We start from the raw sequence: 21,880 nt of genomic DNA on the forward strand, positions 1-21,880 counted from the left end.
GTCCTGGCTAAGTCGTGGCGTTGAGCCGGAACTGCCGTGGACTGAGTCCGGTCAGGGACTTGAATTGCCGGCTGAAGGCGCTGTGGTCGGTGTAGCCGCATTGCAATGCCACCTCGGTGATGGGCTCCTGGGTCAGCAGCAGCCGTGAGGCGTGTTCCAGGCGTGCCTTGTGGATCATCTGCCGGGGCGTGAGGTGGAAGATGCGCTTGCAGTAGCGCTCCAGCTGCGCCGTGGACAGGTTGGCGATGCGGGTCAGGTCCTGCAGGCGGATGGCTTCGCTGTAGTGCTCGCGGATATGCCGGTCCACGGCCGCCAAACGCTCGTAGGCCGGATGGGTGTCACGGGCTGCCTGCAGGTCCAGGGAGATGCCGGCCATGCCGATGATCTGTCCGTCGCGTCCATACAGCGGCAGTTTGTGAGTCAGGCACCAGCCGGGTTCGCGGCTGCCGTACAGGTGCAACTCCAGTTGGCCCTTGATGGTGATGCCCTGGCGCAGCACGCGCTGGTCCTGCTCGGTGTAGACCGGGCCGAGCACCGCCGGAAAGACTTCTGCGGAGGTCTTGCCGAGCAATGGCCGGATGTTCTTGAAGCCGCAGCGCTGGGCCAGGGTCAGGTTGGCGATCAGGTACCGGGCCTGCAGGTCCTTGATGAAGAACACCGCGCTGGGAATGCAGTCCAGCAGGGGCGTGATCGGAGCCATGCTGGCCAGCAGGCTGTTGATGTCCCCGAGGGATTGGGCGGCGATGGCCCTGGGCAAGTGGTGGAGCTGTGCGCTATCGATCATCGTCGGCCTCTCTCTAGGGGGCTTGGGGGATGGATCTGTGTCGATAAAGCCAGGGGGTACAAAAGGGCTGTGCAAGCTGGCCGGGTATTCCCGGCCAGGGTGGGTTCAGGGGCTCAGTCTGCGGCGTCGTGGCAGGTCTCGTCGAGCATCAGGGTGGCGACCCGGGCCGGGACCAGCGGCGTTCGCGGGGCCACTATGGGCCAGTTGAACAGGCGCTGGGCAGCGCTGGCGCAGACCCGGCCCTGGCAGGCCCCCATGCCGCATCGGCTGTGCAACTTGGCGCTGGGCCAATCGGCTGCCGCCGCCACCGCAGCGTAGGGCACATCTTCGCAACGGCACAGCAGCGTCTCGGGGCGGGCCAGTTCGAGGATCTGCGGTTGCAGCTCGAAGTGACGCTGCAACTGCCTGGCAAAGGCCTGCCAGTGTTGGCGCTGGCGGATCAAGCTGGCCGCTCGGACGCTCTGGCCGCTGGCGACGCAGCCGGCAATCTCGCCTTCGATCAGGGCCAGTTCGCTGCCACCGATGCCGGTGCATTCACCGGCGGCAAGGACCTGGGGCAGGCTGCTGCGCTGCTGGTGGTCGACCACGATGGCGCCGTGTTCCAGGTGACAGCCCAGATGGCTGGCCAGACGGGTATTGGGCACCAGGCCGAAGCCGCAGGCCAGGTAGTCGCAGGGGATTTCTTCGCTGCGTCGACCCTGGCGGATGCGCACCCCTTGCAGGTGCCGGTCCCCCAGGGCTTCCACCACATGGGCGTTGCAACGGTAGGCCGGGGTAGCCAGCTTCAGGGCCTGGGCCAGCTTGCTTGGCCAGCGCCACAGCTGGCCGGCGAAACCCAGCACGGAGGCTGCTGGGGTCTGTTCCAGCACCCGCACCACGCGGGCGCCGGCCTGGCGCGCGGTGGCGGCGCTGGCCAGCAGCAAGGGGCCGCTGCCGGCGATCACCAGGTTTTTTCCATTCACTTGCAGGCCATTCTTCAGCAGCGCCTGCAGGCCTCCGGCGCCGGTGACCCCGGGCAGGGTCCAGCCGGGAAAGGGCAGCAGCAATTCCTGGGCGCCGCAGCACAGGATCAGGTGTTCAAAGTCCACCTGCCAGGCCTGCTGTGCATCCTCCAGCAACAGGCGTTGCGGGCCCAGGGCGGCGATGATGCGGGTGGCGCTGAGGTAGCGCAGCGCCGGGTGCTGCAGGACCTTGAAACGCTCGGCCTGGAGGGCTGTGGGCGGGTGCCCGGGGCCATTGCGCCAGATCTGTCCGCCGGGCCGCGGGTTGTCATCGATCATCAGGATCGAGGTCGCGCTGTGGCTGGCGGCCTGGGCGGCGGCGAGCCCCGCCGGGCCGCTGCCGACTATGACTATCTGGCAGTGCAGGCGTTGGGCGCTCATTGGCTGCGCTCCACTTGCATGCCATCCCGGCACAGGGTCTGGCAGGCCAGTTGACGGCGACCGTCGATGGTCATTCGACATTCCTGGCACATGCCCATGCCACAGAACGGCGCTCGTGGAGCACCGCTGCAGGCGGTGCGGGTATAGGGCATGCCGCTGGTGGCCACGGCGGCGGCCACCGTGAGGCCGGAGCGGATCTCCAGCGCTTGCTGATCCAGGTAGATGATCACGGGCGTTCTCCTGTCAGGGTGGCGAAGCGTCCGGGCCGATAGGGGCGGGGGTCGATCGCCGGGCATTCGCAGAGCATCAGGTCCACCAGCAGCCGCGCGCTGCCGGGGGCGGTGGTCACGCCCAGGCCTTCATGGCCGACGGCCAGCCACAGGCCCGGCTGTTGCGGGTGTTCACCCAGGATCGGCAGGCCGTCCGGAGTGGCGGCGCGAAAGCCGGTCCAGGCGCGGATACCGTTGAGCGTTGCCAGCTCCGGCAGGTATTCCACTGCCCGTTGCAGCATGGGCGCCAGTACGGCCGGTTCGACTTGAGGATCGAGGGTGTCGAACTGCCGGGACGAGCCGATCAGCAACTGGCCGGTTGGACGCGGCTGGACGTTGAAGGCCACCGAGGTACCGTCACTGGCATGGGCGCTGGCGGCGTAGCCCAGTTCTACCAGTTGATGCTGGACCTGTTGCGGGTAGCGGTCGGTGATCAGCAGGTGGCCCTTCTTTGGCCGCAGGGGCAGGGCCGGCAGCAGTTCCCGGGCGGCGAGACCGTTGGCCAGCAGCACCCGGGGCGCGCGCAGGACCCGGCCGTCGTCCAGCTCCAGCTGATCGCCGGCAACCCGGCGCACATGGCCGTACTGGCGCTGGATCAGTGGATGGCTGCTGAGCATCCAGTGGGCGGTGGCCGGGGCATAGAGAATGCTGTCCCCGGGGATCTTCAGGGCGCCTCCCAGGCCCTGGCGCAGCATCGGCTCCAGCGCCGCCAGTTGCCGGCCGTCGAGCAGTTGGCCGGTGACGCCGTGGTCTGCCAGGGTCTGCTGCTTGGCGCGCGCCAGGTCCATTTCCTCGCGGTCGGCGGCCAGCCACAGGGTGCCGCAGTTGCGATAGGCACAGGCCTCGGGCAGACGTTCCCGCAGTTGCCGCCACAGGACGATGGAGTAATGACTCAGGGCCAGCTCCGCCGGGTTGTCGTCCATGGCCACCAGATGCCCCATACCGGCCCCGGTGGCGCCGCCACGGGCGTCGTCCAGCACCTGCACCCGCAGGCCGCGGCCGGCCAGTTCATGGGCGCAGGTGGCACCGATGATGCCGGCGCCGACCACGATCACGTCGGCCTCGCCCTGGGAATTCACGAGCCGATGCCCCAGGCGAACGGGTCGCTGTCATCGAGCAGCAGGGTCGCTTCGGCGCTGATGTGGGCGCTACCACGCAGGGTGGGAATGATCCGCTCGCCGGCCTGCTCGTAGTGGGCGCTGAACTGGCTGCCGATGACGCTGGCCTGGCGCCAGGTCTGGCCCGGAGCGAGCTTGCCGTCCGCGGCCAGACAGGCCAGCTTGGCGCTGGTGCCGGTGCCGCAGGGGGAGCGGTCGTAGGCCTTGCCGGGACAGAGCACGAAGTTGCGGCTGTCGGCCTGTGGGTCGTCGGCGAACAGTTCGATGTGGTCGATGACCCCGCCCTCGGCCCCGGTCACCCCGGCGGCTTCCAGGGCCTCGCGCACGCGCCAGGTGTATTGGGTCAGGGCTTCGACATTGTCCAGGGCAATGTCCTGGCCGTGATCGCTGATCAGGAAGAACCAGTTGCCGCCCCAGGCGATGTCGCCATGCACCGTGCCGTGCCCCGGCACTTGCAGCGCCACCTGGGTGCGGTAGCGATAGGCGGGGACATTGCGCACGCTCACTGACAGGTCGTCATGCAAGGTGGCCTCCACCGTGCCCACCGGGGTTTCGATGCGGTGCACGCCGTAGTCGATGCGGCCCAGGTGGTACAGCGAGCGCACCAGGCCGATGGTGCCGTGGCCGCACATGCCCAGGTAGCCGCTGTTGTTGAAAAAGATCACGCCGGCACAGGCATCCCCGGCCTGCGGTTCGCAGAGCAGGGCCCCCACCAGCACGTCGCTGCCCCGGGGTTCGAGGACGCAGGCGCGGCGCCAGTGATCGTGCTGACTGCGCAGGGTCTGGAGGCGCTGGGCCATGGAGCCACGGCCCAGCTCGGGAAAGCCGTCGATCACCAGGCGAGTGGGTTCACCCCCGGTGTGTGAGTCGATCACGGTTATTTTTTTCATGGCGGCACCTGACGGGAAAGAGCTACAGAGTGGCCTTGGCGGGGGCGGCGTTGCTTGTGGGTTTTCGCTGTTGCAGATGACGAAATCGGCACAGTCACGCCATGGCTCCTGTGGCGCTGAAGCCACAGTGGGGCGAGGGGCGAGTGTGCCGATTTCGTCTCTTGCAGGGACGAAAAGCCTCAAGCTGCGAGGGGGATAAAAGGCGACTCTGGTCTGGGTTTTCAACGTCAGTCGGCCCCGCCGACCTCACACAAGGACAAGACCATGAGCCGTAAAGCCATCCAATGGAGCGGTGTGTTCCCCGCTGTGACCACTCAATTCAAAGCCGATTTCTCCCTCGACCTGCAGGCCACCCACAAGGTCATGCGCAACCTGGTGGACGATGGCGTATCCGGCCTGGTGGTGTGCGGCACCGTGGGGGAGAACACCTCCTTGAGTACCACGGAAAAGCTATCAGTGATCGAAGTCGCCAAGGACGCCGCCGGCGGCCGGGTGCCGGTGATCGCCGGGGTGGCCGAATTCACCACCGAGTTCGCCCGCCATACGGTGCGCGAAGCGGCCAGGGTCGGAGTCGACGGGGTGATGGTGATGCCGGCCCTGGTGTACTCGGCCAAGCCCCATGAAACCGCGGCGCATTTTCGTGCGGTGGCCACCGGTACCGACCTGCCGGTGATGGTCTACAACAACCCGCCGATCTACAAGAATGACGTCACCCCCGAAGTGCTGATCGCCCTGCAGGACTGCGAGAACATCGTCTGCTTCAAGGATTCTTCCGGCGATACCCGGCGTTTCATCGATCTGCGCAACGCGGTCGGCGATCGCTTCGTGCTGTTCGCCGGCCTTGATGATGTGGTGGTCGAGAGCGTGGCGGTGGGGGCCGAGGGCTGGGTCTCGGGCATGTCCGTGGCCTTCCCCAAGGAAGGCGAGACCCTGTTCCGCCTGGCCAAGGAACAGCGTTTCGAGGAGGCCCTGGCCCTGTACCGCTGGTTCATGCCGCTGCTGCACCTGGACGCTCGTCCGGACCTGGTGCAGTGCATCAAGCTCTGCGAAGAACTGGTGGGCCGTGGCTCGTCCATCACCCGGCCGCCGCGTCTGGCACTGCAGGGTGAAACCCTGGCCGAAGTCAAAGCCATAGTCGCCAAGGCCCTGGCCACGCGCCCGAGCCTGCCGGACGTCGGCCTGTAGAAACTGGCCTGTAGGAGTGGGTCGGGCGCCCTGGGTGGGGGCGCCCGCTTTTGGAACATCACACGTGCTGCAAGCGTCGAGCGGTTCCGTCGACGTGACATTCGACCTGCCTATTCCAATAACCTCAAAAAGGCGCAGCCCCATGTCAGGCAAAGGTAAATTCAAGAAACAACTCTCTCTGGTGGACCTGACCTTTATCGGTCTGGGTGCGATCTTCGGTTCCGGCTGGCTGTTCGCTGCCAGCCACGTTTCGGCGATTGCCGGGCCGGCGGGGATCTTTTCCTGGCTGCTGGGCGGGTTCGCCGTGCTGCTGTTGGGCATCGTCTATTGCGAGCTGGGAGCCGCCCTGCCGCGGGCCGGTGGCGTGGTGCGTTACCCGGTGTTCTCCCATGGCCCGCTGCTGGGCTACTTGATGGGGTTCATCACCCTGATCGCCTTTTCCAGCCTGGTGGCGATTGAAGTGGTGGCGGCCCGGCAATACGCCGCGGCCTGGTTCCCGGCATTGACCCACGAAGGCTCCAGCAACCCGACCATCATCGGCTGGCTGGTGCAGTTTGCCCTGTTGTGCCTGTTCTTCTGGCTCAACTACTACAGCGTCAAGACCTTCGCCAAATCCAACAATTTCATCAGCCTGTTCAAGTTCATCGTGCCGCTGCTGGTGATCGCGGTGCTGTTCACCTTCTTCAAGCCCGACAACTTCCACGTCCAGGGTTTTGCCCCGTTCGGCCTGTCGGGAATCGAGATGGCGGTCTCGGCGGGGGGCATCATCTTCGCCTACCTGGGGCTGACGCCGATCATCTCCGTGGCCAGTGAAGTGCGTAATCCCCAGCGCACCATTCCCATCGCGCTGATTCTCTCGGTGCTGCTTTCGACCTTGATCTACGGCCTGTTGCAACTGGCCTTTCTGGGGAGCATTCCCACGGAAATGCTGGCCAACGGCTGGAGCGGCATCAGCAAGGAATTCTCCCTGCCGTACCGCGACATTGCCCTGACCCTCGGGGTCGGCTGGCTGGCCTATCTGGTGGTGGCCGATGCGGTGATCTCCCCCAGCGGCTGCGGCAACATCTACATGAACGCCACGCCACGGGTGGTGTACGGCTGGGCCCGGACCGGGACCTTTTTCAAGATCTTCACCCGCATCGATGAACAGTCCGGCATCCCGCGTCCGGCGTTATGGCTGACCTTCGGCCTATCGGTGTTCTGGACCCTGCCGTTCCCCTCGTGGGAGGCACTGATCAACGTGGTTTCGGCGGCCCTGGTGCTCAGTTATGCGGTGGCCCCCATCAGCGTCGCGGCGTTGCGCAAGAGTGCACCGCAGATGCCGCGGCCGTTCCGGGTCAGGGCGTTTGCCTTGCTCGGCCCGGTGTCCTTCGTGATCGCGGCGTTGATTGTCTACTGGTCCGGCTGGGGCACGGTGTCCTGGCTGCTGGGGCTGCAGATCCTGATGTTTGTGATCTACCTGCTGTGCAAGCGCCTGGTACCCACCGATCACCTGAGCCTGGGGGAACAGGTCCGCTCGTCCCTGTGGCTGATCGCCTTCTACGCGTTGACCATCCTCATTTCCTACCTGGGCAGCTTCGGCGGTATCGGCGCCCTGAGTCACCCCTACGACACCCTCACCGTCACTCTCATGGCCCTGTGCATCTATTACTGGGGGGCCAATACCGGGGTGCCCAGCGCCAAGCTGGTGCTCGATGGCGATGAGGTGGAATGACCACGATCACGATCACGATCACTTTCACGCAGACGAGGTAATCCATGACTGTTACGGGACAGATGCTGATAGGTCACACCGCCGTGCTTGGCGGCAATGGCTCGGTTCATGGGCTGGCCGCCGCCAGTGGCGAGGTGTTGCAACCGGCTTTCGGTGGCGCCTCGGCAGCTGAGCTCGAGCGCGCCTGTGCCTTGGCCCAGGCGGCCTTCGATCCTTATCGCCAGCTGCCGCTTGCACAGCGGGCGGCATTTCTGGAGAGCATTGCCAGCCATATTCTGGCGTTGGGCGAGGAGCTGATTGAGCGCTGTCAGTTGGAAACCGGCTTGTCCCGGGCCCGCCTGGAAGGTGAGCGGGGGCGCACCGTCGGCCAGTTGCGCCTGTTTGCCCAGGTGGTCCGTGACGGCGGTTTTCTCGGGGTCAGGATCGACCCGGCGCAACCTGAGCGTCAGCCTCTGCCCCGGGTCGAGCTGCGCCTGCGGCATATCGGCCTGGGCCCGGTGGCGGTGTTTGGCGCGTCGAACTTTCCCCTGGCGTTTTCCGTGGCCGGCGGCGACACCGCCTCGGCCTTGGCGGCGGGTTGCCCGGTGATCGTCAAGGCCCACTCGGCGCACCCCGGTACATCAGAGCTGGTGGGGCAGGCCATTGTCCGGGCCGCGCAGAGCCTGGGGTTGCCCGAGGGGGTGTTTTCGCTGCTGTTCGACAGTGGCCGGGCCATCGGCCAGGGGCTGGTGGCGGACCCGCGGATCAAGGCGGTGGGGTTCACCGGCTCGCGCACGGGCGGGGTCGCGCTGATGCAGATCGCCGCCTTGCGCCCTGAGCCGATTCCCGTGTACGCCGAGATGAGCTCCATCAACCCGGTGCTGTTGTTGCCCCAAGCCCTGGAGGCACGGGCGGAGCAGATTGCCCCGGCGTTCGTTGCCTCGCTGACCCAGGGCGCCGGGCAGTTCTGTACCAACCCGGGCTTGATCCTGGCCCTGGAAGGCTCGGCATTGCAGCGCTTTGAACACGCTGCCGCAGCAGCCCTAGATACACAGGCGGCGCAGACCATGCTCACTCCAGGCATTCACCGCAGTTACTGCCAGGGCGTTGCCGCCCTGGCGGCCCATCCCCAGGTGCAGGTCTTGGCCCAGGGCCTGGCGGGGCAGGGCAGCCAGGCCCGAGGCGCGTTGCTCGCCACCTCGGCCGAGGCCTTCATGGGCTGCGCAGCATTGCGCGAGGAGGTCTTTGGCCCGGCCTCGTTGATCGTGCGTTGCCCGGACTTTGCTGCCTTGCAACAGGTGCTGCAAAGCCTGGAGGGCCAGTTGACCATTGCGCTGCACCTGAGCGATGGCGACCACCCCCAGGTCCGGACGCTGCTGCCGCTATTGGAGCGCAAGGCCGGACGCCTGTTGGTCAACGGCTTCGGCACCGGGGTCGAAGTGGGCCACGCCATGGTTCATGGCGGTCCGTTCCCGGCCACCTCCGACAGTCGCAGCACCTCGGTGGGCAGCCTGGCGATCCAGCGTTTTCTGCGTCCAGTGTCTTACCAGGATCTGCCGGAGGTGTTGCTGCCTGTCGAACTGTCCAGCGGCAATCGGTTGCAGGTGCCGCAACTGATCGATGGCCAGGGGCCGATCAGCCCCACAACAAACTCTCCCACAGGAGCTTTCACTCACTGCTCATAGAGGTTCCACCATGTCTGAATACATCACCCTGTCACTGGACGAAGTCCGCCGCCTGTCTTTCCAGGTGCTCAGCCGACATGGCCTGTCCGACGCTCACAGTCGGGCGATCGCCGAGGTCATCACCCAGGGCCAGCGTGACGAATGCCATTCCCACGGGGTGTATCGCCTGCTGGGCTGCGTGCGCTCGGTGCGCGAAGGCAAGATCGACCCCCGGGCCGAGCCCAGCTTACGGCATGTCTCGCCCGGGGTGCTGGAAGTGGATGCCCATTACGGCTATTCCTTGCTGGGTTTCCACACTGGCTTGCCGGTCCTGGCGGAAAAGGCCCGCAGCCAGGGGATCGCCGCCATGGTGATCAAGCGCTGTTTCCACTTTTCCGCCCTGTGGCCCGAGGTCGAGGCGATTGCCGCCACCGGGCTGGTGGGCCTGGCGATGAACCCCAGTCACAGCTGGGTGGCTCCGGCCGGTGGCCGGCACCCGGTATTCGGCACCAACCCCCTGGCCTTTGCCTGGCCGCGACCGGGGGGCGATCCTTTTGTTTTCGACTTCGCCACCAGCGCCATCGCCCGCGGCGACATCGAGTTGCATGCACGCCAGGGCAAGCCGATTCCCGGGCACTGGGCCATCGATGCCGACGGCGAGCCCACCACGGATGCCAAGGCTGCATTGCGCGGTGCCATGCAGACCTTTGGCGGACACAAGGGCTCGGCCTTGGCAGCGATGATCGAATTGTTGGCCGGGGCCCTGATTGGCGACCTCACCAGTGTGGAATCCATGGCCTTCGATGAGGGCGTCGGGGCTACGCCTTGTCATGGTGAGCTGGTGCTGGCGTTCGATCCCCAGGTGTTTCTGGGGCAGGGGTATCAAGCGGGACTGGAGCGGGCGGAGGGCTTGTTCGCAGGGATTGCCCGGGATGGTGCGCGGTTGCCGTCCCAGCGCAGGTTCGAGGCGCGGGCGCGCAGCCTGGAGCACGGGGTGCAGATTCCTCGGGAGTTGCTGGAGGAGATCCGGCGTTTGCTTTAGGGGGTGTTTGCCGGCGGGCAGGGACTGGGTTCATGTGACGCCTTCGCTGGCAAGCCGGCTCCTACAACCTCCGTAGGAGCCGGATTGCCGGCGAAGAGGGCAAGCCCTTAGAAACGCAGGTTGGCCGCCAGCTCGGCAGAACGGCCCGGAGCGACGATGGCGAACATGCCGACGTGGGAGGCGTCGTAGTAGGTCGCGTCGGTGAGGTTGAGGACGTTGAACTGCAGGTCCAGGTTCTTGTTCACCCGATAGGCCAGCATGGCGTCGTAGCGCCAGTAGGCATCGAGGCTGCGGGTGTTTTCGTCGTTGGTGTAGCGCTCGCCCACATAGTTGGCGCCGGCACCGACTTTCAGGCGGTCGGTGAGCATGTAGGTGCTCCAGACCGAGGCGCTATTGGGGGCGATGAACTTCATCTGGTTGCCGTTGAAGTCGGTGTTCCTGCCTGACGCGTACTTGACGGTCTTGGCATCCAGGTAGGTGTAGCCCGCCATCAGCTCCCATTGATCGGTGAGGTGACCAGTGGCACCGACTTCAAAACCTTTCACTTCGACATCGCCATCCAGGGTCACTTCGTTGCTGATCGGGTCGTAGGTCCGGGCGTTGGTCTTCTCGGTCTTGAACACGGCTGCGGTCAGGGCCAGGCGCTCGTTGAGCAGGTCCCATTTGGTGCCCAGTTCGAGGCTGCGGCTCTTTTCCGGGTCCAGGTTGCTGAGCCGTCCGCCCGCTGCACCATCGGCGCCGCCCGACTGCCCGGCGGTTTCGCCCGAAGGGTTGAACGAGGTGCCGTAGGACAGGTAGATGCTGCCGTAGGGCAGGGGCTTGAAGACGATGCCGCTTTGGTAGGTCCACATATTGCTGCGGTTGCTTTGGCTGGGGTCCCTGACGTGATAGGCGTCATAGCGCACACCCAGGTTCAGGTCCCATTGTTCGTGCAGGGCCAGGGTGTCCATCACGTAGACGGCACGGTTGTTGTGTTTGGTGGCGGTGTGCTGGCCGTTGCCCCGTGGTATCGGGGTGAACGGGTCCTTGGGATTGGGCTGGTTCAGGTCGCCGAGATCGGCACTGCGGGAGTTGCCGTAGCGATTCTTGACGTCGATCCGTTCCCGGGAAAACTCCAGGCCGGCGCTGTAGCTGTGGCCGATGGTCCCTGTGTCGAACTTGCCGAAGATATCGGTCTGGTTGATCAGCGAGGTGTTGCTCACGTTGCGCCCGCGAGCGGTACGTTGCACGGTGTTCGCCCGCTCCTGCGCCGCCGAGGCGATCGGCCGGCTCATGATGTAGTCCTGCATGCTGCGGCCCTGGCGGGTGGTGTTGCGCAGGGTCAGGTGCTCATTGAAATCATGTTCCAGCTGCAAGGTCGCGAGGTCTGCCGAGGTCTTGCGGAAGTCGCGCTTGGTGAGACCGTAGAAATTGTCCCGATCGACCTTGACCGGCTTGCCGCTGATTTCCGACACCGGAATGCCCTGGTCGGGCATGTCGTCGGTCTGCATGTGGTAGTAGCTCAAGGTGCCGCGGGTCTCGGTGCCCAGGCCGAAGGAGAAGCTCGGTGCCAGGCCCCAGCGGCTGACTTCGACGTTGTCCCGCCCCGGGGTGTCGGCTTCGTGCTTCATGGCGTTCAGACGCAGGGCCATGTTCTGTTCGGGCAGGTACTGGTTGAGGTCGAGGGTGCTGCGGCGCTGATGATCGGTGCCCAGGGTCAGGTTGCCGGCGACGAAGTTCTCCTGTTGCGGCACCTTGCTGATCAGGTTGATGGTGCCACCGGTGGAACCGCGTCCCGAGTAGGCCGAACCCGGGCCTTTGACGATCTCGATCTGCTCGTAGTTGAAGACTTCATGGTTCATCCGGCCGACATCGCGGATGCCGTCGATCATGATGTCGGTGCTGGCCTCGAAGCCGCGGATGAAGGGGCGATCCCCCAGCGGCGTTCCGCCTTCCCCGGCGCCGAAGGTGATGCCCGGGGTGGTGCGCAAGGCGTCGGTCAGGGTCGACACCGCACGTTCCTGCATCAGGGTGTCGGTGATGATGGTCACCGACTTCGGCGTTTCCCGCAGTGGCGCGGTGAACTTCACCGAGTCCGAGGCATCGCGCTTGTAGCCAGGCTGATGCACCCCCTGCACATGGGTCGGGGCCAGGGTGACAGGAGTCGCCTCGGTGGGACGTTTGGTGTCTTCAGGAGTGGCTCCCAGGCTGGCTTCGCTGAGGGCCATCAGACCGAGAGAGGTGGACCACAACTTCCAGGGTTGTGGGCGGGCGGGACTGGACATTGAGATAGAGCCTCCGTTTTATTTGGAAGCGATTCTCATTAGATAATCATTATCATTCAATCAGATAGTTCTGAACAATGGTGTCGAAAAGTGTATGCGTGGCTGTATACGAGGTGAGGGGGCTTGATCGGGTCTGCTGTGCGGAGCGACGTGTTTCTTGCGGCGGGCTGTTTTCTTTTTCCGCCCACCGCTGTTTCATGGTCGACCATCAACCCAGGAGATCACGGATGAATCTGCACTTCGAAACCCCCAACCTGATATTGCGTCCACGCACGCTCGAACACTTCGAGGCCTGCTTGCGCATGGACCTGGACCCTGAAGTCACGCGCTTCACTCCGGGGATCTGGGACGGTGGGCAATGGCATCGGGATTTCCTGCAGTCGCGCATGACCCAGGACTTTGGTGAGCGATGCGGTTATTGGGCGATCTTCGCCAAGGAGGCCCCGAACGATTTTCTGGGCTGGGTCTCGTTCATTCCGTTCGACGCCGTGGGCCCCGAGCTGGAGATGGGCTGGCGTCTGGTGCGGCGTGCCTGGGGCCGGGGGGTTGCCTCTGAGGCCGCCAGGCGCATTGTCGAGCACGCCTTTGCCGACCCGGAGGTCGAGCGGATTGTCGCTGATGCTCACATCGATAATGGCGCCTCGTTGGCGGTGGCTCGCAAGATAGGTTTTCGTTTCACTCACGACGGCGAATTTGAAGGGCTGCCAAGCCGTTTTTTCGAAATGACCCGTGAGGATTTTCTTCAGCTGTCTGCCACCGGTTGAAGGGCTGCTAGCGATGGGGAGACGGGGCGCCGTCCTGTGGCACCCCGCAATGAAGGCCGTTGCCGGTCAGTTGCCGGTCAAAGGTGACGGCTGACCCACCACAGCACCAGGAAGGCGATGACTGCGGCCAGGGCTGACAGCTGGAACAGATTGATCAGCCATTTCAGGCCCAGGGGGAAGTTCTTGTAGTCCCGTACATCCATGCCGCCATTGCGCAGAAAGAGGTGGGGCATGGCGAACATCCCGCCAATGCACACCAGCATGCACAGACGGCTGAGGGGGTCCTTGCCCAGCAGCGGCATGCGAATGGCGATGACCCGGCAGCGGGCCAGGTACTTGACCATGTCATCGATCTTGAAATAACCCAGGTAAACCTGGATCACCAGGGACACCAGTCCGGACATGACCACCAGAATCCAACCCGCGGTATAAATATCTTTGGCGTTGCACATATCTATTCAGTGACCTCCTCAAGCTTCACGACCAGGCGTTCAGCGTCGCACTCCTCCAGTGAGCCCTGGCACGCAGGGCAGCCGACCACCATAGCACCCCTGGACCAAGGGCGGGCGCAGGGCTCCCCGGGGCCTTGGGCAGGGGTGTTGTCGCGACCATAGCCAGGGGCTGGCCCGGTCGACATGAGACGAGTACCAAAGAACGGGGGGCGTGCAGAAGGGGAGGGGTCAGAGCTTTGCGCAACGCTCCACGTCGGCCTGGGTAGTGACTTGGGTATCGATGCCCAAACGGTACTTGCAGTAGTCGATGATCATCTGCCGGTACTCGGGGGTGAGTTTTTCCACGCGCCGGTAATCGCCGTCATTGGCGTGGATATTGAAGAACTCCAGGCGCAGAGTCGGGGACTGTTTGATAAACCAGCGGGTGTGGGTCTCAGCTTCTTCCAGCTCGGTGTAGTAGCCGACGTTGAGTACCACCAGCAGGCCGACGAACAGCAGGAAGACGAGTTTTTTCATGGTACGGCTCCATCCGTGGGCAGGGCGGCGCATGGTTCCGGCTTTGCTTCTGCTTGGCAAGGGCCTAGTCATGAATTTTCACGCTTGTCGCCGGCAGGTTCAGCCAGCAGACAGTCGCAGACTGTTAAAAGGTTCGGACGCCCGGCAGGAGCAGGGTAGTGACAAGGGGGCAAGGAGGTCGGGACGCTGGAACCGGCCTTGTGATGCAGTAACAAAGAAAGCGATCTGCGGATCGCTTTTTTTGTCCTCGCAAGGTGCGCACCTGCCGATCTGCCAGGGGTTGCAGAGGGCGGCTGGAACAGGGTGCAATAGCCGGCAAGGTCTCTTTGTCATTGGGCGCAAGCGCTCTGGACCGGTCCTTTCAAGGTCGCGATAAATTTTCCAGGGAAATACCGTTCGTCCGACGGATGGAATTGGCAAGCACTAGTCACTGCGTCATGCTGTCGATGGATGTCGTAATGCCACTACTTTGGGCGCGGCCCGTTTCCAGGTGGCGTTTTCCCCCTGCGATGCTGAGATAGGTTTTCTGATGAGTGTGTTGATCCTGCCTGAGGCGCGGTATGCCCGATAAGGCGTTGGCCGAGGAGCAGCGCCTGGCTGCCCTGTATGCCCTGGAGCTGCTGGACACGGCTCGTTGCGAGCGTTTCGATCGTATTTGTCGTCTGGCGGCGGAATACTTCAAGGTACCCACGGCCCTGATCACCCTGGTGGATCGGGACCGCCAGTGGTTCATGTCGCGAGTGGGTTTTGTCGCCGAGCAGACCCCTATCGATCAATCGTTCTGCGCCTACACCATCAAGTCCGGTGATGTGTTTGAAGTGGAAAACGCCCGCCGGGATGTGCGCTTTCATGCCAATCCGCTGGTTACCGAAGATCCGTGCATCGGCTTTTATGCCGGCGCGCCGCTGATCACGTCCACTGGCCACGCCATCGGCAGTTTGTGCGTCATCGATAAACAGCCCCAGCGCTTGAATGCCATTGAACGCCAGCAACTGCGGGATCTGGCGTCCCTGGTGATGGAGCAGATCGAACAGCGTCAGCGCCAGACCCGTCGCGATCCAGTCAGCAGTCTGCCCAATCGGGAACAATTCCAGAGCGACCTGTACGACCTGGCGGAACAGCATCCTGGCGAAAAGCGCGTGCTGGTGCTGGTGGATGCGGTGGACATGACCGTGGCTCACGAGCTGACCCTGGCCATGGGCATGGCTCCGTTCGAAATCATCGTGCGCTTTCTGGCCCAGCAACTGCTCGCCTACCTGGGACGGCATGTGCGGGTGTATCACGTCTCGGTCAAGCGTTTTGGCTTCCTGCTACCGGCAGCGCCGGGCATCGAACGTTTTCTCGAAGGGCTGGTGCGGCGTTTGCGGCGCCAGCCGCCGGGCCTTGAGCTGCCGATGATTCCGGGGGTATGTGCGGGCACCGTGGAGTTCTCCACGGACCGCGATGCGGTGCCGGACGTGCTGCGCAAAGCCATGTTCGCCCTGGAGCTGGCGGCCTTGAAGCGCAGCACCTGGGCGCCCTATGACGTGGTGCGGGATCAGGCCTATCGACGTGCCTTCAACTTGGCCTCGGACATCAGCGAAGCCCTCGACAGCGGACAGATCTACCTGATGTTCCAACCGCGCTTTGCCCTGCCCGACGGTGCCCAGGTCAGCGCCGAGGCACTGATCCGCTGGGATCATCCCTGGCTGGGACCGGTTTCCCCGGCGGAATTCATTCCGGTCATGGAGCGTAACGCCTTGATCCACCGGGTGACCCATTGGGTGATCAACGCGGTGCTTGAGAGGCTGCACAGCTGGGGCTCCAGCGATGTACAGCGCCTGTCGATCAACCTGTCCCCCCAGGATTTCGAGGACCAGGACATTGCCGATGTGCTCAGGGATGCCTGCCTGCGTCACCGTATCGATCCTCGGCGCCTGGAGGTGGAGATCACTGAGGGTGCCTGGCTGCGTTCCAACCCAAGGGTGCTGGATCAGTTGAGCAAGATACGTGGCCTGGGCATGGACGTGGCCATCGATGATTTCGGTACCGGCTACAGTAACTTCGCCTACCTGCATCAGATTCCCGCCAATGTGGTGAAACTCGACAAGTCCATGGTCACGGACCTTGAGAGCAGCGCCCAGCACCAGAAGATCACCCGTTCGGTCATCGCCCTGGCCAGGGAGCTGGGCTATCGCACCGTGGCCGAGGGTATCGAGAGTTTCAAATGCCTGCAGATGCTGCGGGCCTTTGGCTGCGACGAAGCCCAGGGCTATTTCCTGGCCCGGCCCATGGCTCAGGAAAAATTCCTCGCTCGCAGCGGGGCCCGGCGTTTTCCGTTGCAGGGTGGCATCTAGACGCCTGCTAAGGGCGATGGCTGCCTCAACGCTGGGCAGCCACCAGCAGCATCATTGGCCGTTCCCGCTCTTCTTCCAGCGCCGGTTGCTGAAGCACCTGCTGCGCCGTGGGGCCCCACTCTTCGACATGACGAATGCTGAACCCTGTGTCGATCAGAGTGTTGAGCAGGGTGCCCAGGGTCCGGTGCTGCTTGATCACGCCTTCCGCCAGCCAATGGGTTACCCGCTCGCCTTCCTGCTGGTAGCTGTCCAGCGGCCAGGACTTGCGGCCCTGGTCATCCACCCGCCAACCCGGGTTGCGCGGAGCCATGAAGATCGGGTGCTCGATGGAGAACACCAGACGCGCCCCGGGTACCAGGGCGGCATGGACCTGGGTGAACAACCCGCGCAAGTCCTTGATGTAGTGCAGGGCCAGGGAGCTGTAGGCCAGGTCGAAGCGGCAGGTGGGCAGGCTCAGGTGTTCCAGGTCGGCCCGCTGATAATCGATGTTGGGTGCCGAGGTGCTGGCGCGAGCGGTCGCCAGCATCTTTTGCGAAACGTCCAGGCCCAGTACCTGCTGGGCTCCCTGTTCGCTGGCCCAGCGGCTGAACCAGCCATAACCGCAGCCCAGGTCCACCACCTTGAGCCCGTTCATGGCAGGCAGTAGTGCCTGCAGGGCCGGCCATTCCGGTGCCGCATCCAGGCCGCCGAGGGAGCGGCCCATCTGGCTGTAGCCCTGAAAAAAGGTCGGATCGTCGTAAATGTTCTGGGTCATGTAGCGTTTCCTTCAGGTTCGTGTGCAGCCGTGGTGTCGGGCGGACCATACAAAAGATGCGGCTGAGGGTTTTCCTCTGACCCTGTGACGGCGGATTTTCACTCAGTGTGGGTTATGCATTATCGTGCGCCACGCCTCAAACGATCAGCGTCGTCATCGACACCAACCCAACCGATACCGGTGGGTGATCGTCTGTAAGGGCCAATCGAATCCCCCGAACCCGGGTCTGTACCCTAAGCGAGGAATCTTGGGCAAAGCGAGAGTGATAGGCACGACAGTAGAGGCTATTCATGCTGCCGAGATGGCATTGGGGCGAACCTTGCCCAGGTCGTTCGTGGACTGGCTTCTGGAGCACAACGGCAAGGCGCTGGGGGGGCTGGAAGTATTTCCTGTCTTTGATGCGCGTGATCCCCGCAAGACCTGGGAGTCGATAGTCCGGCATTTCGAGCAGGGCTGGCAGGCCTGGCAAGACACCTTCTCCGACATCGCGCTCGACTTCTCCAGCCTGCTGCCGTTCGCTCAATTTGGCACGGGCGACTATTACTGCTTCGATTACGCCGTACTGGGTGATACCGGTGAGCCGGTCGTGGTGCTCTGGTCCCATGAGACGGGCCGAACCTGCGTCGTTGCGGATGGCTATGCGGCCTTCTTGGCCAATCCTGATCGGCAGTGCCAGGCATCAGGCTGATGCGCTCTTGGCAAAGGTCGGTGCTTAAACAGCGGCGCCCCAATCATCTGCACGAGGCTTGGGCTTGATTCGCCAGGTTTGCTGCTGGGGGGGAGGAGATCGTTTGAGTTAACGACTTGAGAAGCTACTACAGATATCTGCGCGAGCCCGCAGATTGGGGAAGTGGAGCGGGTGAAGGGAATCGAACCCTCGTTATCAGCTTGGGAAGCTGGAGTAATGCCATTATACGACACCCGCTCGAACGGCTGACTTTGTACCAGATGTGGCCGGGGATTTGAAGTTTTTCTTTATCTGACTTGTGCTTGCGTGTCGGTTGAGGTCGCCACAGGTGCGTCACGCGCCAGGAAAAACAGGGTTTTTCAAGACGGGGTGACGGCCTGTGGCGACGGGGTTTCAGATGGCTCGTGCATGCTGATCCTGAACATAGTGTGGACGCGAGCGGTTGTCGTACTGAGTTGGCTTGAGGAAACCCATGAGTGCCTGGCGACTGTCGCGGCAGGCTGCCTTGTGTTCCATATCGAGAAAATGCCCGGTGGCCTGGATGGTGCTGAAGCTTGAATGCTGCACGTGGTTGGCGAACAGACGGGCGTCGTGGGCCGAGGTGTATTCGTCCCATTCACCGTTGATGAACAGCACCGGTACTTGGATGTTCTTCGCCGCCCGCAAGTAGCACTGGCGATCGCCGTTGAGCACATGGCTGATGTGGAAGTGCATCTGCCCGTACTCGTGCTCCGCCAGGCTGCTGACGTGGCGATAGTTGAAACGCTTGAACAGCGATGGCAGGTGCTTGCCGATGGTGTCGTTGACCAGGTGACCGACGCGATGGCGGTCGAGGCTGCCAAGGTAGTCGACGCCGCGCTCCAGGTAGTCGCGCATGGGTTCGTTGATCACCGGCGAGAACGAGCTGATCACCGCCTTTTCGATGCGTCGTGGACACTGGGACAGGGCCTGCAAGGCCGCGGCGCCGCCCCACGAGAACGACAGCACATGCTCGGCGGCGAAGTGCTCGATCAACTCCAGCAGGATCTGCCCCTCCACTTCCTTGGTGAGCATCCGTTCGTGCCTGTTGTGGGCCTTGGACCGTCCCGCGTAGGGCTGGTCGTAGAGCACCACGTTGAATTGCGGGTGCAGGTTCTTCACGGTCTGGGCAAATGACGCAGTGGTGGCCATCGAGCCGTTGACCAGAATGATGGTCTTGTCTGCGGCATCTGCGCGATAGAACTCCGTGTAAACCCGATACTGACCCTGTATATCCAGCACAGCGATTTCTGGCCTCATGTCATAAGACTCCTGGCAAGCGGGTATGCGCGCAACATTGAGTGTGCACGGGCAATGTGACAGGTAGGCATACGCCTGGAATGGGAGCCCATGTCGATCCGGTAATGCAGGTCGACGGGTGTTGTTATAGGCGGGCGATTTACCGGGTTGAATGCAGAGCAGGCAGGGCTCAGGCCGGCAAAAGGTTTCTTAGATATGTGTTGGTGACTCGTCGGTCACATTTCGGCCGACGGACTGATTCAAGCAGGGCAACCGGGAACCTGCAAGTGCATTGGACAAATTGTTCGACAGCTTCTGCCCAGCGGTCATTCAGAGGGCAGGGGGCATCAGATCAGGCGGATTTCGTCTGCGCTGAGGGGGCGGTATTCGCCGGGGGCAAGGCATTTATCCAGCACCAGTGGTCCCATGCGTTCGCGGTGCAGGCGCACAACCTTGTTGTTGAAGTGACCGAACATCCGTTTGACCTGGTGATAGCGCCCCTCGACGATGCTCAGTCTGGCGCTGCGGGGGCCGAGGATCTGCAACTGCGCGGGCAGGGTGGTGAGGTCCTCGAAGGCGAAATACAGGCCCTGGGCGAAGGTCTCGATGTACTCGGGGCCAATCTGCGCTTCGGTCTCCACGTAGTACAGCTTGGGCAACTTGGTCTGCGGCTGGGTCAAGCGTCGCGACCAACTGCCGTCGTTGGTGATCAGCATCAGTCCGGTGGTGTTGTAGTCCAGGCGCCCGGCGATGTGCAGTTCCTGAGGGTCCGGCTCGTGGATCAGCTCCAGCACGGTTTTGTGCTCGGGGTCTCGGGTGGCGCTGACGCAGCCCATGGGTTTGTGCAGCATGAAATAGCGCGCCGGCTTGCCGCTCTGGAGCACTTCCTCATCCAGCTCGACACGACTGAACTCCCGAACCTCGGCCTTGGGGTCGCTCACTGGCTGGCCGTCGATGCGGATGCGTCGTTGCACCAGCAACAGGCGCACCTGCTGACGGTTGAAGCGGGGCAGGTTGCTGAGGAAACGGTCAATGCGCATGGTGATCGGCGGCTGGGGGCAAGGTGAGGAGGTTCAGGAGCGCGGTAAGGTGCCGGCGCGCAACTGCGCCTCGACCCCGGCACAGCGGGGGCACAGGCAGGAGCGGTCGCGCAGTTGTGGCGGCAAGGCTTCGATGATTGCCGGGTCGATGCTCACGCTGTAGCACCAGCAGGCTTGGTCCGCCGTCCGCGGGTCGGCCAGGGTGCAGTCGTTGCGGGCGCCGCAGGCCGGGCAAAGGTCAGGTTCATTCATGGCTGGAGTGAGGCATTTCCACACAGGTTCGATTGCGTCCGCTCTGCTTGGCGCGGTACATCGCATGGTCGGCACGGGACAGCAGACTGTGCAGGGTGTCTTCCGATTGCAGAGCGGTCAAGCCGATACTGACGGTTAGTTGCAGAGGCTGCCCTTCATAGTAGTAGCGCTGTTGTTCGGTCTGCAGGCGGATCTTCTCGGCGATTACCAGGGCGGCGCTGTTCTCGGTGTCCTTGAGCAGGACGATGAACTCCTCGCCGCCCCAGCGGCAGACGATGTCGGACTGGCGCAGGCAATCCTGCAGGTCCCGGGCAAAACCGCTGAGCACCAGATCCCCGGCCAGGTGGCCGTAGGTATCGTTCAGGCGCTTGAAGTGATCCAGGTCCAGCAGCAGGGCGCACAGTGGGGTCAGGTCCCGTCGCGCCTCTTGCAGGGCCTGGGCTGCCAACAGGTCGAAGCCGCGGCGGTTGGGCAGGCGGGTGAGGCTGTCGAGGGTGGCCTGGGCCTCGATCTTGCGCTGGTAGCGGCGCACCACGCCGCTGAGCAGGATCAGCACGATGCTGGTAATCACCAGACAGATCAGCAGGTTCAGGTACAGCGACTGGCGGATGCTGTTGAGGGCGCCGTCTTCGCGCTTGTCGACGAACAGGTACCAGTTCAACTCGGGAATGAAGCGAACATTGAGAAAGTGCCCCTGGCCCTGGGTCGAGTACTCATAGCTGCCGCTGTGAGGCTTGGGCTGCTGGTTCATCAGTTCCTTGAGGCTGTCCAGGTCATGCAGGGACTGGCCGCTGCGGGCGCCCTGGGGCCCGCCGTCGGCGCCGGTGAGGACGATGCGGCCGAAGGTGTCGACGAAGTACACACTGCGCTGGTAGCGCTGCTGGTACTTGTCGATCAGCTTGATCACCGCGTCCACCGTCAAGCCCACTCCGGCCGCCCCGATGAAGCGGTCCTGGTAGTCGTAGACCTTGTAGTTGATGAAGAAGGTCAGTTTGTCCTGGTTGGCCAGGTCCGGATCGACGTTGATTTCGTAGGGCGTGGCCATGTCGCGTACGCGAAAGTACCAGGCGTCTCGGGGCTCATCGACCTTGACCTTCTTCAGCACGCCCTTGGCCTGGTAATAGGTGAGGCTGGTGTTGGAGACGAAGAACGCGGTGTAGGCCTCATAGTGGGTCATGACCTCGTTGAGGTAACGGGTCATCTGGGTGGGGTTGTGTTCACCGGCCACCACCCAGTCACGCATGAAGGTATCGCGGGCCATCATCGAGGAGATCAGGACCGGACGTACCAGGTCTTTCTGGATTTCCGAGTACACGGTGTCGGAGGTCAGGGGCAGTTCGGTGTTGACGATGCTGTCGCGGATCGAGTCTCGGGAAGCGTAGTAGCTGAGCAGGGAGGTGGCGAGGAAGCCACTGCCCAGCAAGGTGATCAGTGCCAGTACCAGCGAACGTTGCGAATACAAGGGAGAACGAAGCGGCATGGCGATTCCGTGATAGTGGCCCGATGACTCATTCTAGTGGCACGGCTTGG

General features: G+C 63.4%; 20 protein-coding genes and 1 tRNA gene. 7 read left to right on the top strand and 14 right to left on the bottom strand.

Annotated elements, in window-relative coordinates:
• Nucleotides 1–7: 7 nt before the first annotated feature.
• From ACSSVC_RS10930 to ACSSVC_RS10950, 5 genes are all read right to left on the bottom strand, one after another.
• Nucleotides 8–784, bottom strand: coding sequence for an AraC family transcriptional regulator (locus ACSSVC_RS10930; protein ID WP_346634937.1), 777 nt, complete (start codon nucleotides 782–784; stop codon nucleotides 8–10).
• A 113-nt stretch (nucleotides 785–897) separates the two neighbouring features.
• Nucleotides 898–2,166 (bottom strand): FAD-dependent oxidoreductase, encoded by a 1,269-nt coding sequence (locus tag ACSSVC_RS10935; protein WP_346634936.1) that lies wholly within the window; start codon nucleotides 2,164–2,166, stop codon nucleotides 898–900.
• A complete protein-coding gene (locus ACSSVC_RS10940; protein WP_492612279.1) occupies nucleotides 2,163–2,396 on the bottom strand; it encodes a (2Fe-2S)-binding protein in 234 nt (77 codons plus the stop codon). The genes ACSSVC_RS10935 and ACSSVC_RS10940 overlap by 4 nt, the downstream gene beginning before the upstream one ends.
• Nucleotides 2,393–3,514: an NAD(P)/FAD-dependent oxidoreductase gene (locus ACSSVC_RS10945; protein WP_346634934.1), complete on the bottom strand. Its 1,122-nt coding sequence runs from the start codon at nucleotides 3,512–3,514 to the stop codon at nucleotides 2,393–2,395. Before ACSSVC_RS10945 ends, ACSSVC_RS10940 begins: the two co-directional genes overlap by 4 nt.
• On the bottom strand, nucleotides 3,511–4,443 hold the full coding sequence (locus tag ACSSVC_RS10950) for a 4-hydroxyproline epimerase (protein ID WP_492612280.1): 933 nt from the start codon (nucleotides 4,441–4,443) through the stop codon (nucleotides 3,511–3,513). The genes ACSSVC_RS10945 and ACSSVC_RS10950 overlap by 4 nt, the downstream gene beginning before the upstream one ends.
• 264 nt (nucleotides 4,444–4,707) lie before the next feature.
• Here ACSSVC_RS10950 and ACSSVC_RS10955 point away from each other — a divergent pair, with 264 nt between their 5' ends.
• The 4 genes from ACSSVC_RS10955 to ACSSVC_RS10970 all read left to right on the top strand — a co-directional run bounded on the left by ACSSVC_RS10955 (nucleotide 4,708) and on the right by ACSSVC_RS10970 (nucleotide 10,027).
• Complete coding sequence (locus ACSSVC_RS10955) at nucleotides 4,708–5,628, top strand: dihydrodipicolinate synthase family protein (RefSeq protein ID WP_492612281.1); 921 nt, start codon at nucleotides 4,708–4,710, stop codon at nucleotides 5,626–5,628.
• 142 nt (nucleotides 5,629–5,770) lie between these two features.
• Nucleotides 5,771–7,342 carry an APC family permease gene (locus ACSSVC_RS10960; protein WP_346634932.1) on the top strand — a complete coding sequence of 524 codons (1,572 nt, stop codon included), beginning with the start codon at nucleotides 5,771–5,773 and terminating at the stop codon, nucleotides 7,340–7,342.
• Nucleotides 7,343–7,386: 44 nt separating this feature from the next.
• The gene (locus tag ACSSVC_RS10965) at nucleotides 7,387–9,006 is read left to right on the top strand and encodes an aldehyde dehydrogenase (NADP(+)) (RefSeq protein WP_446438934.1); all 1,620 of its coding nucleotides are present in this window, start codon (nucleotides 7,387–7,389) and stop codon (nucleotides 9,004–9,006) included.
• A gap of 10 nt (nucleotides 9,007–9,016) precedes the next feature.
• Complete coding sequence (locus ACSSVC_RS10970; RefSeq protein WP_346634930.1) at nucleotides 9,017–10,027, top strand: Ldh family oxidoreductase; 1,011 nt, start codon at nucleotides 9,017–9,019, stop codon at nucleotides 10,025–10,027.
• 107 nt (nucleotides 10,028–10,134) lie between these two features.
• Here ACSSVC_RS10970 and ACSSVC_RS10975 read toward each other — a convergent pair whose 3' ends face one another.
• Nucleotides 10,135–12,291 carry a TonB-dependent receptor gene (locus ACSSVC_RS10975; protein ID WP_492612282.1) on the bottom strand — a complete coding sequence of 719 codons (2,157 nt, stop codon included), beginning with the start codon at nucleotides 12,289–12,291 and terminating at the stop codon, nucleotides 10,135–10,137.
• Nucleotides 12,292–12,518: 227 nt separating this feature from the next.
• Between ACSSVC_RS10975 and ACSSVC_RS10980 the strand changes: the two genes are divergently transcribed.
• Nucleotides 12,519–13,055, top strand: coding sequence for a GNAT family N-acetyltransferase (locus tag ACSSVC_RS10980; RefSeq protein ID WP_492612283.1), 537 nt, complete (start codon nucleotides 12,519–12,521; stop codon nucleotides 13,053–13,055).
• A 77-nt stretch (nucleotides 13,056–13,132) separates the two neighbouring features.
• Here the strand turns inward: ACSSVC_RS10980 and ACSSVC_RS10985 are convergent, their stop codons facing one another.
• A complete protein-coding gene (locus tag ACSSVC_RS10985) occupies nucleotides 13,133–13,507 on the bottom strand; it encodes a hypothetical protein (protein WP_110595061.1) in 375 nt (124 codons plus the stop codon).
• 228 nt (nucleotides 13,508–13,735) lie between these two features.
• Nucleotides 13,736–14,023: a hypothetical protein gene (locus ACSSVC_RS10990; RefSeq protein WP_346634926.1), complete on the bottom strand. Its 288-nt coding sequence runs from the start codon at nucleotides 14,021–14,023 to the stop codon at nucleotides 13,736–13,738.
• Between the two features lie 560 nt (nucleotides 14,024–14,583).
• Between ACSSVC_RS10990 and ACSSVC_RS10995 the strand changes: the two genes are divergently transcribed.
• A complete protein-coding gene (locus ACSSVC_RS10995) occupies nucleotides 14,584–16,359 on the top strand; it encodes a putative bifunctional diguanylate cyclase/phosphodiesterase (RefSeq protein WP_346634925.1) in 1,776 nt (591 codons plus the stop codon).
• 25 nt (nucleotides 16,360–16,384) lie between these two features.
• On the opposite strand, the gene ACSSVC_RS11000 is transcribed toward ACSSVC_RS10995, so the two are convergent.
• Entirely contained in the window at nucleotides 16,385–17,113 is a 729-nt protein-coding gene (locus tag ACSSVC_RS11000; RefSeq protein ID WP_346634924.1) for a class I SAM-dependent methyltransferase, read from the bottom strand.
• 262 nt (nucleotides 17,114–17,375) lie between these two features.
• On the opposite strand from ACSSVC_RS11000, the gene ACSSVC_RS11005 reads away from it, so the two are divergent.
• Complete coding sequence (locus tag ACSSVC_RS11005) at nucleotides 17,376–17,801, top strand: SMI1/KNR4 family protein (protein ID WP_492612559.1); 426 nt, start codon at nucleotides 17,376–17,378, stop codon at nucleotides 17,799–17,801.
• Between the two features lie 163 nt (nucleotides 17,802–17,964).
• On the opposite strand, the gene ACSSVC_RS11010 is transcribed toward ACSSVC_RS11005, so the two are convergent.
• From ACSSVC_RS11010 to ACSSVC_RS11030, 5 genes are all read right to left on the bottom strand, one after another.
• Nucleotides 17,965–18,038 (bottom strand) — tRNA-Gly (locus tag ACSSVC_RS11010).
• A gap of 156 nt (nucleotides 18,039–18,194) precedes the next feature.
• Nucleotides 18,195–19,079, bottom strand: a complete 885-nt coding sequence (locus tag ACSSVC_RS11015) for an alpha/beta fold hydrolase (RefSeq protein ID WP_346634923.1) — start codon at nucleotides 19,077–19,079, stop codon at nucleotides 18,195–18,197.
• Between the two features lie 326 nt (nucleotides 19,080–19,405).
• Nucleotides 19,406–20,098 carry a 16S rRNA pseudouridine(516) synthase gene (locus tag ACSSVC_RS11020; RefSeq protein ID WP_346634922.1) on the bottom strand — a complete coding sequence of 231 codons (693 nt, stop codon included), beginning with the start codon at nucleotides 20,096–20,098 and terminating at the stop codon, nucleotides 19,406–19,408.
• 33 nt (nucleotides 20,099–20,131) lie between these two features.
• The gene (locus ACSSVC_RS11025) at nucleotides 20,132–20,350 is read right to left on the bottom strand and encodes a cysteine-rich CWC family protein (protein WP_102861583.1); all 219 of its coding nucleotides are present in this window, start codon (nucleotides 20,348–20,350) and stop codon (nucleotides 20,132–20,134) included.
• Complete coding sequence (locus ACSSVC_RS11030; RefSeq protein WP_492612284.1) at nucleotides 20,343–21,830, bottom strand: sensor domain-containing diguanylate cyclase; 1,488 nt, start codon at nucleotides 21,828–21,830, stop codon at nucleotides 20,343–20,345. The genes ACSSVC_RS11025 and ACSSVC_RS11030 overlap by 8 nt, the downstream gene beginning before the upstream one ends.
• Nucleotides 21,831–21,880: the final 50 nt, after the last annotated feature.

It is taken from the genome of Pseudomonas sp. E1BtOHC1 (genome assembly GCF_058744285.1).